The 15,391-nt window shown below is 39.5% G+C and carries 12 protein-coding genes and 1 pseudogene; 6 read left to right on the top strand and 7 right to left on the bottom strand.

The features are described 5' to 3' along the window. Positions 1-35 precede the first annotated feature (35 nt). Positions 36-812, bottom strand: a complete 777-nt coding sequence (locus tag DYI81_RS03080; RefSeq protein WP_117006676.1) for a phosphodiester glycosidase family protein — start codon at positions 810-812, stop codon at positions 36-38. A gap of 117 nt (positions 813-929) precedes the next feature. Between DYI81_RS03080 and DYI81_RS03075 the strand changes: the two genes are divergently transcribed. Together DYI81_RS03075 and DYI81_RS03070 are read left to right on the top strand one after the other, a co-directional pair. Further along, the gene (locus DYI81_RS03075; protein ID WP_106984787.1) at positions 930-1,466 is read left to right on the top strand and encodes a lecithin retinol acyltransferase family protein; all 537 of its coding nucleotides are present in this window, start codon (positions 930-932) and stop codon (positions 1,464-1,466) included. A gap of 177 nt (positions 1,467-1,643) precedes the next feature. Next, the gene (locus tag DYI81_RS03070) at positions 1,644-4,352 is read left to right on the top strand and encodes a 3'-5' exonuclease (RefSeq protein ID WP_117006675.1); all 2,709 of its coding nucleotides are present in this window, start codon (positions 1,644-1,646) and stop codon (positions 4,350-4,352) included. 71 nt (positions 4,353-4,423) lie between these two features. Here DYI81_RS03070 and DYI81_RS03065 read toward each other — a convergent pair whose 3' ends face one another. Both DYI81_RS03065 and DYI81_RS03060 read right to left on the bottom strand, forming a co-directional pair. Then, a complete protein-coding gene (locus DYI81_RS03065) occupies positions 4,424-5,338 on the bottom strand; it encodes a bestrophin family protein (protein WP_117006674.1) in 915 nt (304 codons plus the stop codon). Positions 5,339-5,481: 143 nt separating this feature from the next. Next, positions 5,482-7,209 carry a glutamine--tRNA ligase/YqeY domain fusion protein gene (locus DYI81_RS03060; RefSeq protein ID WP_117006673.1) on the bottom strand — a complete coding sequence of 576 codons (1,728 nt, stop codon included), beginning with the start codon at positions 7,207-7,209 and terminating at the stop codon, positions 5,482-5,484. Positions 7,210-7,445: 236 nt separating this feature from the next. Here DYI81_RS03060 and DYI81_RS03055 point away from each other — a divergent pair, with 236 nt between their 5' ends. Beyond that, positions 7,446-7,955 carry a peptidylprolyl isomerase gene (locus tag DYI81_RS03055; protein ID WP_106984791.1) on the top strand — a complete coding sequence of 170 codons (510 nt, stop codon included), beginning with the start codon at positions 7,446-7,448 and terminating at the stop codon, positions 7,953-7,955. 107 nt (positions 7,956-8,062) lie between these two features. Next, positions 8,063-8,788, top strand: coding sequence for a UDP-2,3-diacylglucosamine diphosphatase (locus DYI81_RS03050; RefSeq protein ID WP_106984792.1), 726 nt, complete (start codon positions 8,063-8,065; stop codon positions 8,786-8,788). 162 nt (positions 8,789-8,950) lie between these two features. Here DYI81_RS03050 and DYI81_RS03045 read toward each other — a convergent pair. Both DYI81_RS03045 and DYI81_RS03040 read right to left on the bottom strand, forming a co-directional pair. After that, positions 8,951-10,206, bottom strand: a pseudogene (locus DYI81_RS03045) (acyl-CoA dehydrogenase family protein). Between the two features lie 12 nt (positions 10,207-10,218). After that, entirely contained in the window at positions 10,219-11,466 is a 1,248-nt protein-coding gene (locus DYI81_RS03040) for an SfnB family sulfur acquisition oxidoreductase (RefSeq protein WP_117006672.1), read from the bottom strand. Positions 11,467-11,837: 371 nt separating this feature from the next. Here DYI81_RS03040 and DYI81_RS03035 point away from each other — a divergent pair, with 371 nt between their 5' ends. Beyond that, complete coding sequence (locus tag DYI81_RS03035) at positions 11,838-13,232, top strand: LLM class flavin-dependent oxidoreductase (RefSeq protein ID WP_117006758.1); 1,395 nt, start codon at positions 11,838-11,840, stop codon at positions 13,230-13,232. 109 nt (positions 13,233-13,341) lie between these two features. On the opposite strand, the gene DYI81_RS03030 is transcribed toward DYI81_RS03035, so the two are convergent. Next, entirely contained in the window at positions 13,342-13,563 is a 222-nt protein-coding gene (locus DYI81_RS03030; protein WP_106984795.1) for a transposase, read from the bottom strand. 399 nt (positions 13,564-13,962) lie between these two features. Next, entirely contained in the window at positions 13,963-14,760 is a 798-nt protein-coding gene (hpaI, locus tag DYI81_RS03025) for a 4-hydroxy-2-oxoheptanedioate aldolase (RefSeq protein WP_117006671.1), read from the bottom strand. Positions 14,761-14,927: 167 nt separating this feature from the next. Here hpaI and DYI81_RS03020 point away from each other — a divergent pair, with 167 nt between their 5' ends. Next, a complete protein-coding gene (locus DYI81_RS03020; protein ID WP_117006670.1) occupies positions 14,928-15,389 on the top strand; it encodes a super-infection exclusion protein B in 462 nt (153 codons plus the stop codon). The last annotated feature ends 2 nt before the right edge of the window (positions 15,390-15,391 follow it).

The following is a 15,391-nucleotide window of genomic DNA, read 5'->3' as shown; positions in this document are numbered from 1 at the left end:
ACTTCGATACTTTGCTTCCATGTACATAAATTTCTTTAGTTTGAGTCTACAAACACCTTATTGCATGGCTCAAATTCGCTATAAGCCAACATTGGCCCCAATCGCCTCCATGCATCATGTCTGTTCAATGCAGGAATATAAGCACTAGATAATGACCCATCTAAATATAATGCATCATCAACGCCCAGTGCTTCCTTAAAGAAAGTTGCAAACTGATAGAAAGTCACAGGCTGGTTACTAATTACAAAATATAACTGCTGATTTTTCAATCCGACACCATTTCGAATTTTATATGAGCTGGCATCTTTTAAAAAATTAGGATTGATCTGCCCTTGATGGACCAACATTGGGCCTGACTGCGTTGCATAACGTGGATTAAAAGTATTTTTTGCATATTCCGCAGTGCTCTGTAAACGAACTTCCTGATCATTCCAAGCCAACACCCCATTCGGCTGAATCAGAAAGTTACCATAGCCCTGCGTGGCTCTGTTTAAGGCTTGAAGTTGCTGGCCATCTTCAACATATAATCCAACTGCCGAATAATCGCTGTGAAACATTCCTGCATTCATTGCAAAACTTAAGGGCTGACATGCTTGACGCATTCGCTTAGCCAAATGCGTTAAAGTCGCATAAGGCTCACCATTGCTCTGATACAAATGTAAGCTGAGGGCTTTAAAATTTTTGACTTTCACAACATCTGCCTGAATAGGTTCAGACACACGCCACTGCTCTATATCAGCATCTGCTTGTAGCGCCATACTTATGCCGACCCAACTCAACACAAGGCCATACCATAGCGTCGGTTTATACATGCTGTTCACCTGTCAAATGCTCAAACAAAGTCTAGCCTAAAGAGTCGATTAATTCACAAAAAAGAAGTAGACTAAAAGCCTAACAATACACTTGTAACTTTATTGGCGAACGTAGACATGCATCAGCAGAGCAGACGGTTTCCTTTAGGGGCACATTTAATCGTCAAACATTTTGGTTATAGTCATCACGGCATTTACGCAGGTCGTGGCAGAGTAATTCATTACTCTGGATTCGCGCATCTATTTAAAAAGCATCCCATTGAAATCACTTCAATTGATGAATTTAGCCGTGGCAAACATATCGACGTTCAGCACTATAGCCAACCTAAGTTTACTGGTCGTCGAGTTGTTCGCCGTATGCGTTCACGTATGCACGAAAACCATTATCACCTCATTACCAATAACTGTGAGCATTTGTGCACATGGGCAATCACAGGCGTCGAAAGTAGCCCACAAGTGTACCGTATGATGAATCGCCTCACGACGATTGGCTATGTCAGCTCTGCAATGAGCTTTATGAATAGCATGTTCTTAACGCTTACTACAACTAGCTTTGCACTTGTGTTGTATATTAAGAAAAAATTACGCGATAAAGCCAATCATAGACTGAAACAGTATTTCGATTTTCGCAATCAGCAACAAAAGAATCGCTAAGTCACATTCGAATTATACTGCAACTATTCACCTACTATTTTTGAATAGGTATAGCCCAAATATCCGTTACATCATGACGATTAAAATGCCTTATTTTTCTTAAGTTTTATAGACTGATTCCACTTAAAATCATAAGCTTGTGCTATCGACATTGTAGTTTTAGCGTTTGGGTCTTTTATGATGCTTCAGTTTAATGCAGATCAGCTCAAAGTTATTCAACTGCGCGAAGGCTATCATGCATGTTTAGCCCCTGCAGGAAGTGGTAAAACTGAAGTCCTCACCGAGCGTATTGTGCAAGCTCTAGCGCGTAATGTAAAAGCCGATGATATTTTATGTCTGACTTTTACCAACCGTGCAGGCTTAAATATGCGAGAGAAAGTCACTGCTCGCTTGGCTAAAAATTTTCCACAATTGTTTATTGGCAATCTACATGCCTTTTGCTTCAAATTATTAATGAAGCACTATGACAGCCAGCATCGTGACTTAATCAATGAAGAACTGCAAAAACGCCTCATACGCCAAGCCTTAGAACAATTAAATGCATTACTCATTCAGCCACATCATGAGGTTTTGGTTCAGTTACAACATTGTTTAACCCGCTATGAGCTTAAAGCAAATGCACTCGATGGCTTTGATCCTCAAGCACTCAACTACTGCCATTACAGTATTTTTAAAAATGAAGATCCATACGCTCTATGGAATATGGAAGCGATTCGCAATTTATGTTTGCCCTTAATCTCTGAAGCACGGCATTTTTTAAAACCTGAACAGAAAAGTTATATTCGAAGCCGCTTACGTACCCTTGATCAGAACATTCCTGATCACTGCGTTAAATATGCATTTGTCTTGGCGGTATATTTTAATGAGGCTTATCAAGCACTCAAAAAACACTATCATTTTTATGATTATGATGACCTTATAATAGATGCGCTCGTGCTACAAAATCAGCCTAAGGCCAAACGCTATGGATGGATTCAAATTGATGAAGTACAAGACCTCTCGCCTTTGCATTGGCTTTTGGTCGACCATCTCACTGCCAAAGATGCCCATATTTTAATTTTAGGTGATGTCAATCAATCGATTTATCGTTTTCAAGGTGCATCTGTAGAATTAACCCAAGAGCGCTTAGGGCAAAATGTACATGTATTGGAAGAAAACTACCGTAGTCCAGACAATCTCGTTCAACTGTCTAATCAGTACATGGCATCTAGCCTAGATTCAACCTATAAAATCACAGCACGTGCCCACAAAAAAGCACATCCACGTGCCTTACTGCACTTGCACCGTGAATTTGATACTGAACATACAGCCGACCTCATTCGTCATATTCACATGCTCAACCAAAAAGATGAATCTACCGCCGTTTTGCTGTCGACCAATCGTCAAGCCGATGCCTTTTCAGATCAACTCAATCAGCAAGAGTTAAGGCATTTTTTTGTTGCACAAAATGATTTGTTAAGCCGTGAGTTTTATTTAGACTTTATGGCCTTTGTGAGTGCATTAAAAGACCCTGAAAATCGTTTGGCCTGGGCGCGTCTGTTGTGGCGCTTTGGCAATATTCAGCACTATAAACCTACACATTTAAAAGAGACTGAAGCACAATTTGCTACTATTCAGTTGGTTCATGAACTACGCGAGCATGGTTGTTGGCTCAATAATTTCATTAACATTAGCGACTGCTATCAGCATCAACAGCAGTGTTTAATCCAACATATACAAAACAACAGCTTTGCCTATTTTGATACAGAAACCACCGGGCTTGATCTCGCCCTAAATGATATTGTTCAAATTGCAGCTGTTACGCAAGATCAAGAGCTTAATTTATATTGCCTATCGGATCAGGACTTAAGCGAAAGTTATAAAATTCATGGGATTGATGCGTCTGTACTGGCAAAACATGGTTTAGATGCCAAACAACAGCTACATACATTTATGCAATTTAGTCATGACAAAGCACTGATTGCTCATAATTTAAAGTTTGATCAGGCCATGCTGACTGAGAATTTAAAGCGTTATGCACCCGAATTATCAGACATATTTTTTAGCCAACATAAATTTTGTACGCTAGAACTGACGCGCCAGCTGTTTCCAAATTTAGACAGCTATAAACTTGGGCATTTATTGGCACATTTTAAATTAGACGGCGAAAACAGCCACAATGCCTTAGATGATGTAAAAGCAGGTCGCGCACTATTAAACCCCTTACTGGCTAAAATTCAACAGAATGAAACAGCGCTAAGTGCTTATATCGCACAAGCTGAAAAATGCTTAAACGTATTTAACCAAAACTTTAGCCCGCTCTGGAATTTGGCACAATATAGTATACGGCGTAATGGTAATTTTAAAATTCAGCAACTATTTAAGCTTTATACACACTATATGCAAGCATTTAATCCTCAGCTTTATGAAGCGCATATAGATACAAGTATTGAACAACTTCGAGTCAAACTGCTCAACCATGCAAATTATCATTTTGAGCATATTCATAACCCGTATCAATATTTTGATGAAGCGATTCCCTTCTATCAAACCGCAAAAGAGTCTGATCTCATCACTCCAAATGATCAACTAATTGTCAGTACGATTCATCGCTCCAAAGGGCTTGAGTTTGATCATGTCATTTTGCCAGACTTAACCCATCAAAATTTCCCTGGCTATATGGTCGTCAAAAAACAAAATAGTGAATCACAGCTCCATCAAAATGAAGGTCATCAGCTGTATAAAGAACAAAAGCGCTTGTTATATGTCGCCATTACCCGCGCCAAACAGAGCCTGACCATTGGTAGCTATAATCTTAAAAGCATTGAACAAAGCTGGTATAAGCCGCGACACTATAAAATCACTAGTTTCATGCATAAACATCAAGCTAACTTTGAGTCGATTTAATCCATATATCTAAATTTGAACGCATTCAATTGAGCGATACCAAAATCGCTCAATTTCGCTCACCATAAACCCTAAAGTAGATTTCCTTTGGCTGTCGCACTCACTGGTGGTGGTAGCTCCAAATCCAAGGAACTCAGCATTTCACGCTCTACCCCACGCACTATGGCATCCAAAGCCAAGTCATTTTCTTGCACACCAAAGGGTTCTTCTAGCTCTGCGCTTAATGCATCTAGACCTAAAAACAAATAGGCGATCAGCGCCACGATAATGGGTGTCCATACGCCAAGACTAGTGGCTAAACTAAAAGGCAAAATAAAGCAAAATGAATATACCGCGCGATGCAACAACACCGAATATGAAAATGGTAAAGGTGTTGATGAAATCCGATCGCAACCAGCGTGAATATCCCCCAAAGCCACCACATGCTGGCTGATGGTTTGGTAAATAATATCGCTGATAGTGCCTTGCTGATATAAATTGGCTAAGTCCTGCTGCACCAATTCAAGTAAATATTGGGGTGCATTAAAATGGTTTTGAAGTTTGTGCCATTGCTGATCATTCAATCCTAAGGCCACTTGCGTTTGGCTAAAGTACATATCTTGCTTACGCAAACGATCACGTAATAAAGCACTAAACTGCATGACTCTCAGCATCATCAATTGGCGTGAAGTCTCAGGCAACACATGGCTATCGCGACAGATATGACGCGTTTGAGCAATCAATGCTCCCCATAATTTACGGCCTTCCCACCAACGGTCATAGCAAGCTGTATTTCGAAAACTCAGAAAAATCGAAAGAATCACACCAAAAATTGTAAATCCAATGGCAGGTACTTCAGGCATATTCACATAATGGCGTGCATTTAAATACACCAAACTAGCCGATATTAGGACCACAATAGCCAGTGCAGGCACAACTTTGGGTAAAATTGTGCCATGCCAAGCAAATAACAGTTTAAAACTATTGGCTTTATCTCGAACAATCATCTGCTCACCTTAGATTAAGATTCCACAAAAAAGCCCAACCGAGGTTGAGCTTTTGAATCAAGATCGGAGGTAAACCTCATACATGTTGTACACTAGTTTTCACTCATCATGCCTTTGGCTACCCTTTCATTTGATGGTGTAAATTATTTACCTGGCTTGAAGCTGTCTTTTAAGTCCAAAATGCGGTTAAACACAGGTTTTTCATTGCTGTAATCGTGTTGATCTGCAACAAAATAACCTTCACGTTCAAATTGGAAACGATCTTCAGCTTGTACTTGTGCCAATGAAGGTTCAACTACAGCTTCCACAATCGTTAACGAATTTGGATTTAAGTTTTCTAAGAAATCTTCACTGATTTCAGGATCTGCTTCTGTAAATAGACGATCGTAAATACGAACTTCTGCTGTTACACCTTTGGTTGCAGAAACCCAATGTACAACGCCTTTCACTTTACGCCCTTCAGGGTTTTTACCTAAAGTTTCAGGATCAATTGAACATTTCAGCTCAACCACTTCACCATTTTCATCTTTAATCACTTCGTCGCACTTAATCACGTACGCATGACGTAACCGAACTTCACCACCCGGAATTAAACGTTTAAAGCCTTTTGGTGCAACTTCTTCAAAGTCCTTACGGTCAATGTAAAGCTCAGACGTTAACGGAATTACGCGCTCGCCCATATCTAGGTTTGGATGACGTGCATGTACCAAGTCCATGTCTTGTGGCAAGTTGGTTAACGTCACTTTCAGTGGATTTAACACCGCCATTGCACGGCTTGCTGTATTTTCTAAAGATTGGCGAATACAGAATTCAAGCATGGCAACATCGACAATACTGCCATCCACTTTAGTTACACCAACGCGCTTACAGAACTCACGTAAGCCTTCTGCTGTAAAACCACGACGACGCATACCCACAACTGTTGGTAAACGTGGATCGTCCCAACCATTTACAAAACCACCATCCACTAAACGACGTAATTTACGCTTAGAAGTAATGGTGTAGTCGACATTTAAACGGCTAGATTCGTACTGACGTGGTACTGCAGGTGATTTAACTTTTTCTACAACCCAGTCATAGAATGGACGGTGATCTACAAACTCTAATGTACACAATGAATGCGTAATGCCTTCAATCGCATCGGATAAAGGATGCGCATAATCGTACATTGGGTACATTTTCCATTTATCACCTGTTTGGTGATGTTCAGAATGCAGTACACGGTACAAAATTGGATCACGCATGTGAACGTTTGGAGATGCCATATCAATTTTGGCACGCAGTACAGCTTTACCTTCGCCAAGTTCGCCATTACGCATTTGCTCAAAACGTGCAAGGTTTTCTTCAACCGACGCATCACGTTGTGGAGAGTTTTTGCCTAAATCGACAAAATTACCGCGATTTAAACGAATTTCTTCAGGGCTTTGCAAATCTACGTAAGCATCGCCTTGTTCAATCAGTTGCACAGCCCATGTATACAGCTGGTCAAAATAGCTTGATGCATAGCGTGGTTCGCCATTCCAATCAAAACCTAACCATTTTACGTCGTTGGCAATACCATCTACGTATTCTTGCTCTTCTGCATCAGGGTTAGTGTCATCAAAGCGAAGGTTACATAAACCTTCAAACTCTTGTGCAATACCAAAGTTTAAGCAAATTGCTTTTACATGGCCAATATGTAGATAACCATTTGGTTCTGGTGGGAAGCGCGTAACAACTTGTTTTGAACGGCCAGTAGCCAAATCGTCCGTAATAATTTGACGAACAAAATCTAAGCCAGGCTGTTGTTCTTGCTGCGCAGCATCGACAGACGCATTATTACTTGGTGTCGGGTTATTTGGCAGTGTTGAAACAACATCATTCGGCTTCATAGTTAAAAAATCACTTTTGATGAAAAAAATATAGGGATAAATTGGGTTTGTTAAACCTTCATCATTCTAGCTGATCTGCCAGATGATTTATGAATGTTTTACAGCCCCTTAAACGATATTTGATCTATTTTACAAAGAAAATAACGTTTTTACTTGCCTTGTAGTTTACAGTTTGCTTATGCTTCTCACAACCAAAAAACCCATGGCTTTGTTGTCCATGATTAGGAGATTACACAATGAGTTTTCCTCAAGTCGAATTAAACACCAATAAAGGTCGTATTGTTCTTGAGCTTAACAGTGAAAAAGCACCAAAAACTGTAGCTAACTTCTTAGAATACGTTCGTGACGGTTTCTATGACGGCGTGATTTTCCACCGCGTAATCGACGGATTCATGATCCAAGGTGGCGGTATGGATGAAAACTTTAAAGAAAAAGCAACACGCGATGCAATTGAAAACGAAGCTGACAACGGCTTAACCAATGACCTTGGTACAATTGCAATGGCACGTACACAAGCACCTCACTCTGCTTCTGCACAATTCTTTATTAACGTTGGCAACAACTCTTTCCTTAACCACTCTGGCAAAAATGCTCAAGGTTGGGGTTATGCAGTATTTGGTAAAGTAACTGAAGGCCTAGACGTAGTTAACGCAATTAAAGGCGTTCGTACAGGTAACCGTGGTTACCACGCTGACGTTCCGCTTGAAAACGTAGTGATCGAATCTGCAAAAATCATTGCTGAATAAAAAACGTCCTCTCCATTCTTTATGAGTTTTAAAGCATCGCTTTAAAATGGAGTAATGAAAAGGTTTCTCTATTTAGAGAAACCTTGAGGATGATAAGGAAAAGATTTGTGACCTATCTGTTTATCGCTGATTTACATTTGTCACCCGATCACCCTCGACTCGTTCGGGGGTTTTTGGATTTATTAGAACACTATAAAACCCAGCAAACCCAGCTGTATATTTTAGGCGACTGGTTTAATGCGTGGATTGGCGATGACTACAGTGCCCCATGGCTAGATGAAATTGTACAAGCCTTGCAAAGTTTTCATGCATCAGGCAATCAGGTTTATTTTGTTGTAGGTAATCGTGACTTCGCCTTAGGGCAAAAGTTTCTGAACCAATTCCATGGTACTTTGCTCAAAGAAATCTCTACGCTACAAATTGGCAATACACGGTATCGCATTGAACATGGTGATCTCCTTTGCACCGATGACCTATCCTACCAACGCTTTCGTAAAGTAATTCGTAACCCACTCATTTTAGGCTTACTCAAAAAAACACCTTTAAGCTTCCGACAAAAATTAGCACATGGCTTTCGCAAAAAAAGCCAACAAGCCAATCAAATTAAAAGCTATGAAGTGATGGATGTGAATCAACAGGCCGTTGAAAATGCTTTGGCTCATGTCGATGTATTAATTCATGGTCATACACACCGCCCAGCCATTCACCAAGTTGCACATAAACAACGTATTGTATTAGGCGACTGGCGTGCACATGAGGCGCAAATTTTAGAAATATCCCCTCAAAATCATACAAGCCCACCATCCTTAAAACTCAGCACATGGTCGTATTAAATTTACACCAGTTTCGACATTCCTCATCACATAGCAAATTTCGTATCTAAATGCTTTAAATTCAACAGTGCGTTTACTACTATTCAAAAATTGAGTCATAAGTTCTCAAAGCAATAAAAACTGCCGAATGACAGTTTTTATTGCTTATTCAAATGTGTACGATTAAGCTGCAATTTCAGCTTGCTTCGCTACAGGGCTATTACCAATTTGCCAAACATAAGGTAAGGCCGTTTGATTAACCACCCAGTCCCCAATCACCTTTTGCTTATAAATAAGTGGGTTATGTGAAGATACCACACGTGCATTACGCCAGAAACGATCCAGTTGCTTAGCCGTACTACTGGCCGATGCACCCAAGCTGTTAAATAATTCTGTACTTAAATTAAGCACCAATTCAGAGATAACAACCTGACCTTGGGATGACTCTAATTCAGCACGGTCATTGGCCTGTTGCTCGAAGGTGACATCCGACTGAAAATGACTCAGATAAGCATCATCCAAAGCTTTTGCTGTGGCTAATGTAATGGCTTCACTGGCATAGGCTTGAGCTGAAGCTTTACCAATGACTTGTAAAATTTGCGCATCATCACGGACCAAGTCTGCATTACCGTGACTAAAGATTCGTGTACGCTGACGAACTTCTTCGCTAAAGGTTGCCACTGCGCTGTGTGCAATACCTGCCAAAGTCGCGAGATGCACCACTTGATAGAATGCAGTTTGGTACTTAAAACGTTGCTCAAATGGCAAAATGTGATCGCGTTCAATGGCCACATCTTGAATGGTTAAAGTACCACTCCCCGTGGTTTTCTGGCCAAAACCATCCCAATCATCGCTAATTTTTACCCCTGCATCCTTTGTAGCAACTGCTGCAATCACATGCTGATTTTGGGTTTCATCCAAAGCAAAAAGATCAATCCAATCCGCAAAAATAGTGCCGGTTGAATAATACTTTTGCCCATTCACACTTAATTGTCCATCTTGATTGGCCGTCACTCGTGTAGCAACATCACCAATTTCAACTTGGCCAATTTCCGTCCAAGCATTGCCCACCAAATCACCCTGTACAAAACGCTTAAACCATATCGTTTGATCTTGATCTTTATGCGCATTTAATCGGTCTTCGACAAAGGCAAAATGCCCACGCAGTGCTTGCACCACATTTGAATCGGCTTTCGCTAATTCAATCAATAGGCGAAACAGTTGCTGTTGAGATAGTCCGTCACCACCAAATGCCGTTGGTACACGTACTGCACCAAAGCCTACTTGCTTTAGAGCTTGAATAGCGTCAAATGGTAGCTTACGCTGCGTTTCACGCTCTAATGCACTAAAGCAATCTGCTGAAAAATAGGACGAAATTTTGTCGCAACCTGCTCGTAATCAGCACCGAGTGATAAATTTTGATTATTTTGAATGCTCATATTTAATTCCTCTTAGCTCCAAGCATGACGGGGTAAAGCAACACCATTAAGATAATAATTTCCAACAAGATTTAATTTCCAACGTACAGGGTCATGTAGCGTATGGGTACGGGCATTGCGCCAATGACGATCTAAATTCAGCTCAGATAAAGTTGAACGTGTACCTGACAACTCAAACAGCTTATTGGCTGCCAAAAGTGCAATTTCAGTGGTCAGCACTTTAGATTCAGCCGTGAGTAAAGTCGCTTGAGACACCGTTTCTTCTGTAGGTTCTTGCAAAGCTTTATCAATTGCCACTGCAGCTAAATCTAATACAGCCTCTGCTGCACGTAATTTAATTTTTATTTCACCAATATTGGCAATGGTATATGGGTCTTGTACAGCCTGCTCTAAACCCGAATCAATCCAAGGACGAGCATGCTGACGCACGTAGTCAATGGTTTCTTGAATCGCACCGCGTGCAATACCTGCATCGACCGCAGATTGAATAAATTGTGAAATTGCACCAGCAACTGTAGGACGCTCAAATGCCTGATGGATTGGTACAACATACTTTAAATCAACTTTCACATTGTCTAAAAGCACTGAACCACTGACAGTTGTACGTTGCCCAAAGCCACTCCAGTCATTAATGATAGTTAAGCCTGGTGTGTGTTGTGGCACTAAGGCTGCATAAGGTTTTCCATCATTAACTGCAACCACGGGAACCCAATGCGCAAGTAAGGCCCCTGTTGCAAAGAATTTTTGCCCATTAATAAGGGCATGATCTGCTTCAAAATCGATACGCGTAGTGAGCTCAGCCACGTTTTTTGAACCTTTTTCCGAAAATGCATTGCCAAAGCGTTTGCCTTGTAATACTTGCTCAAAGAAAAAAGCTTGTTGCTCAGGTTGAGCATCTAAGCGAATATGCTCTACAAAAGCCCAGTGGTTTTGGGCAATTTGCCCCAAAGAAGAGTCTACACTCGAAATAATTTTGACGACTTCTGCCAGCGTCTTATAACTTACGCCTGCACCGCCAAACTCACGTGGTACGTTAATCCCCCATAGCCCAGAGGCAGAATAGCGTTGTACCTCTTGTAAAGGTAAGCGTCTTTCATGGTCACGCTTTGAAGCCTCTTTGGCAAATTCATGTGCCAAAGTTTCAGCAATTGCTATTGCTTCTTCATCGCTACGAACCACATTGGCTAAATCGTCAGAATGATAAAAATCACGAGGAATATTTTGTGCATCTTTTAATTTAATTTCAATTTTTGATGTCATTTTTTCAATGCTCAAATGGTTATTTATAATTAAGCTAGCACTTTTTATTTTGATTTTTTATATATTAATCTTCAAACCAAATCACTTTATTTAAAATACAAAATACCGATATATTTTATTTCATAATAATGTCATTCTTCCTTACAATTTAATAATAATTAAACATAAATCTCAAATAACCAAAAAACAACAATCCACAAATTAAACATATATTTCAATATCTTAAATAAATATTAAGTTAATTTTAAAGACTTATTTATAAATCACAATTATTGCTATATCAATTATATGATAAACATTCATTTTTTTATTCATAACGTATCCGTATATTTTTCTTAATATAAAAGCAAGCTCTACATATAGATTACATGATGACAAAACAAATTCGCTTTAATGCCTTTGAAATGAATTGCATTGCCCACCAATCGCCTGGTTTATGGCGACATCCGCTTGACCGCTCTACCGAATACAAAGATTTAGAATACTGGACTGACTTAGCCAAAATTTTAGAACGTGGCATCTTTGATGGTGTTTTTATTGCCGATGTCTTAGGTATTTACGATGTTTATCATGGTTCAGCTGAACACGCTTTAACAGGTGCAGTACAAGTCCCTGTCAATGATCCCTTGCAAATTGTACCAGCAATGGCTGCCGTAACTCAGCACTTAGGATTTGGGGTAACGACCTCTATTTCATTCGAACATCCATATCCATTTGCACGGCGTATGAGTACCTTAGACCATCTTACCAAAGGCCGTGCTGGCTGGAATATCGTGACATCTTATTTAGAAAGTGGCTCAAAAAATTTAGGCCTAAAAACTCAAGTCAGCCATGACAATCGTTATGACATTGCGGATGAATACTTAGAGGTTTTATATAAGCTTTGGGAAGGTTCTTGGGAAGATGATGCTGTCTTACGTGATAAGCAAAAAGGCATCTTTGCAGATCATACAAAAGTTCACCCTATTCAACATGAAGGGCAATATTTTAGCGTACCAGGCATTCATATTTGTGAACCGTCACCGCAGCGTACTCCCGTTTTATATCAAGCTGGCGCATCAGCACGTGGGCAAAAATTTGCCAGTCAAAATGCTGAATGTGTGTTTATTTCTGCACCAACACAAGTCGCTGTTAAAAAATTAGCTTCAGGTATTCGCCATAATTTAGCCCAAGAAGGCAAAGATCCAAACTCTGTACTGATCTACACCATGTTGGCAATTGTGGTAGATGAAACTGATGAAAAAGCTCAAGCTAAATTTCGTGAATATCAACAATATGGCAGTTACGATGGTGGCTTGACGCTTGCATCGGGTTGGTCAGGTGTCGATTTTGCTCAATTTAAAGCCACAGACCAAGTCGAATATATTCAGACCAATGCCATTCAATCAATGTTGCAGTCTTATGTTGAAGCAGATCCAAATAAAGTGTGGACCATTGAAGAAATTGCACACTGGACCAGTGTCGGTGGTAATGGGCCTGTCATTGTTGGCTCACCAACAACGGTTGCAGATCGACTGCAAGAGTGGATTGATGTGACAGGAATTGATGGCTTTAACCTCGCATATATTTTGGCTCATCAGAGCTTTGAAGATGTTGTGACTTATATTGTTCCCGAATTGCAACGTAGAGGCGTTTATCCAACAGCATATCGTGAAGGCACCTTACGCGAGAAGCTGTTTGCACAAGGACCAAGACTTCCAGATGAGCATCGTGCAGCGCAATATCGCCACCGTAATTCAGCACCCAAAACAAACACCAAGCCTTGAAGCGGATACTGTCAGCGTATAGCACGACATAAATTCAAGCATAAAAAAACGGTAACTATTCAAGTTACCGTTTTTTGAAATACTGTATAAACAGTATTTTGATATCAGATTAATGACTTAAGCGATACAATTGATTTGGACCAGTATAAAAACTTTTACCATCCAAATTTAAAGCAAAAGTTTCGCCAGTTTCTAATTCAATCATTTGACCTACATCCACCCAAACAAAACCATTCGGTGTATTTTGTTGGCGTTGCATAGGTACCAATTTCACATTAATTTGACCGCCATTTGACTGGCTGGCAATATGCCATTCATTTAATTTTTTCATTACAATTACTCAAAGTTGAGCATTTGTGACAATCACGCAAAGAGATAAATTAACGCAGATAGAGGAATTATTCTGTATTACTAACTACTAGATGCAATCTAAGCAACTCACTTAGATTTTATATAAATCACAAACCGCTATATAAATAGAAAAGCAGGAACAATACCCGCCTATTAGTTATTCTTTTATACATTTTTTAACTTAACAAAGCAAATTTAACTTGTAACATTTTTTAAACAATCAGTATAAAAGCGCTTATTTTTTTCTTATTCTTCACTGTTTTATTCAATCGCTTTAAAAAATATTGTGTTTTATTACAGGTGCTTTCATGCCTAAAATTCAAGACATGAAAGCGCATAATGTGTGCAATTCAGCATTACAATTTTAACGCTCGACTGCTTAATAACCTGCAGAAACTTGTACCTCTTCTACATCTGGTTTGTAACGCTGAAGCAAAGTTCTTAGCGACTGCATTAATACACTGGTATCTACACCGACTGCTACAAACTCTGTACCTAAGGCTAAATACTGCTCGGTTGCTTCATGTTGTGTAGACAAGATACCTGCTGCTTTACCAGATGCACGAATGCACTGAATAGCATCAATCACGGCTTTTTGTACTTCAGGGTGGTTCGGATTACCTTCATAGCCCATTGTTGCAGATAAATCTACTGCACCAATAAAAATACCATCAATCCCTTCTACTTTTAAAATATCGTCTAAATTGGCAAGCCCTTCTACAGACTCAATTTGAATTAATAAACAAATATTTTCATGTGCAGTTGCATAATAGTCAGGGATACTGTTCCAGCGTGTTGCACGTGCTAATGTAGCCCCTACGCCACGCACACCTTCTGGCGGATAACGAACTGCTTTAACCATCAGTTCAGCTTGCTCAACCGACTCCACCATTGGAATTAACAAAGTCTGTGCGCCAATATCTAATAATTGCTTTATCAATTGCACACTACCAATCGGCGGGCGGACTACTGCTTGTGAAGGATAGGCTGCAATACTTTGCAACTGTGATAAGGTTGTACGCAAATCACTCGGCGCATGCTCACCATCAATGAGTAACCAATCGTAGCCGGCATTGGCAGCAATTTCTGCCCCATAAGCATCTGCAAGCCCAACCCAGAGGCCAATTTGCTGCTGAGTTTTTAATTTACGTTTAAAGTGGTTTGTGTAATCTATCATTTACTTGCTCAGTGCAGGAGAAGAGACATCCTTTGATTAAACGCCTTTTGGTAGATTCTGCCAATAGAGATTTTATATCAATTCATTGCTCAAAGTTATTAATAGAATACTTGTAGTAAACTGTAAATATTGAGATTATTAGAAAAATCAAACTTATCATTGAAACAATGAAATTAGACTTTTCTAAAACCAATAAAATTTTCAATATTTTTCTAATACTGCTTTTTATTGTCATACTTATTGATCTCGACCCTGCACTCACATACGTGATCTCAATCATTAAAACCCCATTGCTACTCATTTACTTAGTAAGCACAGCTTTAATACTGTATGAATTTTTACATAAATTTCACGGCCATTTGAATGAAAAAAACCGACTAAAAAGCGCACATAAAGATATACAAGATACATTGAACCAATTAAGTCATGATGAAAAATACTTTTTGTCTCTATTTACAGAAAAACAAGTACTTGAACTGGGTTTTGACCCTAAAAATCCAACGATTCAAATATTACTAAGCCAAAAATTAATCATTGATTTAAATAAATTTGAAGGTGCTAAAAAACACTACCGAATTCATCCAAATGTATATAGATATTTAAGAACTCACCCCAAAGTTTTATATTAAAA

Source organism: Acinetobacter sp. SWAC5, from assembly GCF_003419885.1.
Taxonomy (GTDB): Bacteria; Pseudomonadota; Gammaproteobacteria; order Pseudomonadales; family Moraxellaceae; genus Acinetobacter; species Acinetobacter cumulans.
Note: the sequence above shows the minus strand (reverse complement) of the source record. Positions and strands in the feature narration are given on the sequence as shown.

Bases quoted from the DNA above. Each gene is read 5' to 3' on its own strand.
- DYI81_RS03080 (WP_117006676.1), bottom strand. From the start codon at position 812: ATGTATAAACCGACGCTATGGTATGGCCTTGTGTTGAGTTGGGTCGGC.
- DYI81_RS03075 (WP_106984787.1), top strand. From the start codon at position 930: ATGCATCAGCAGAGCAGACGGTTTCCTTTAGGGGCACATTTAATCGTC.
- DYI81_RS03070 (WP_117006675.1), top strand. From the start codon at position 1,644: ATGATGCTTCAGTTTAATGCAGATCAGCTCAAAGTTATTCAACTGCGC.
- DYI81_RS03065 (WP_117006674.1), bottom strand. From the start codon at position 5,338: ATGATTGTTCGAGATAAAGCCAATAGTTTTAAACTGTTATTTGCTTGG.
- DYI81_RS03060 (WP_117006673.1), bottom strand. From the start codon at position 7,209: ATGAAGCCGAATGATGTTGTTTCAACACTGCCAAATAACCCGACACCA.
- DYI81_RS03055 (WP_106984791.1), top strand. From the start codon at position 7,446: ATGAGTTTTCCTCAAGTCGAATTAAACACCAATAAAGGTCGTATTGTT.
- DYI81_RS03040 (WP_117006672.1), bottom strand. From the start codon at position 11,466: ATGACATCAAAAATTGAAATTAAATTAAAAGATGCACAAAATATTCCT.
- DYI81_RS03035 (WP_117006758.1), top strand. From the start codon at position 11,838: ATGACAAAACAAATTCGCTTTAATGCCTTTGAAATGAATTGCATTGCC.
- DYI81_RS03030 (WP_106984795.1), bottom strand. From the start codon at position 13,563: ATGAAAAAATTAAATGAATGGCATATTGCCAGCCAGTCAAATGGCGGT.
- hpaI (WP_117006671.1), bottom strand. From the start codon at position 14,760: ATGATAGATTACACAAACCACTTTAAACGTAAATTAAAAACTCAGCAG.
- DYI81_RS03020 (WP_117006670.1), top strand. From the start codon at position 14,928: ATGAAATTAGACTTTTCTAAAACCAATAAAATTTTCAATATTTTTCTA.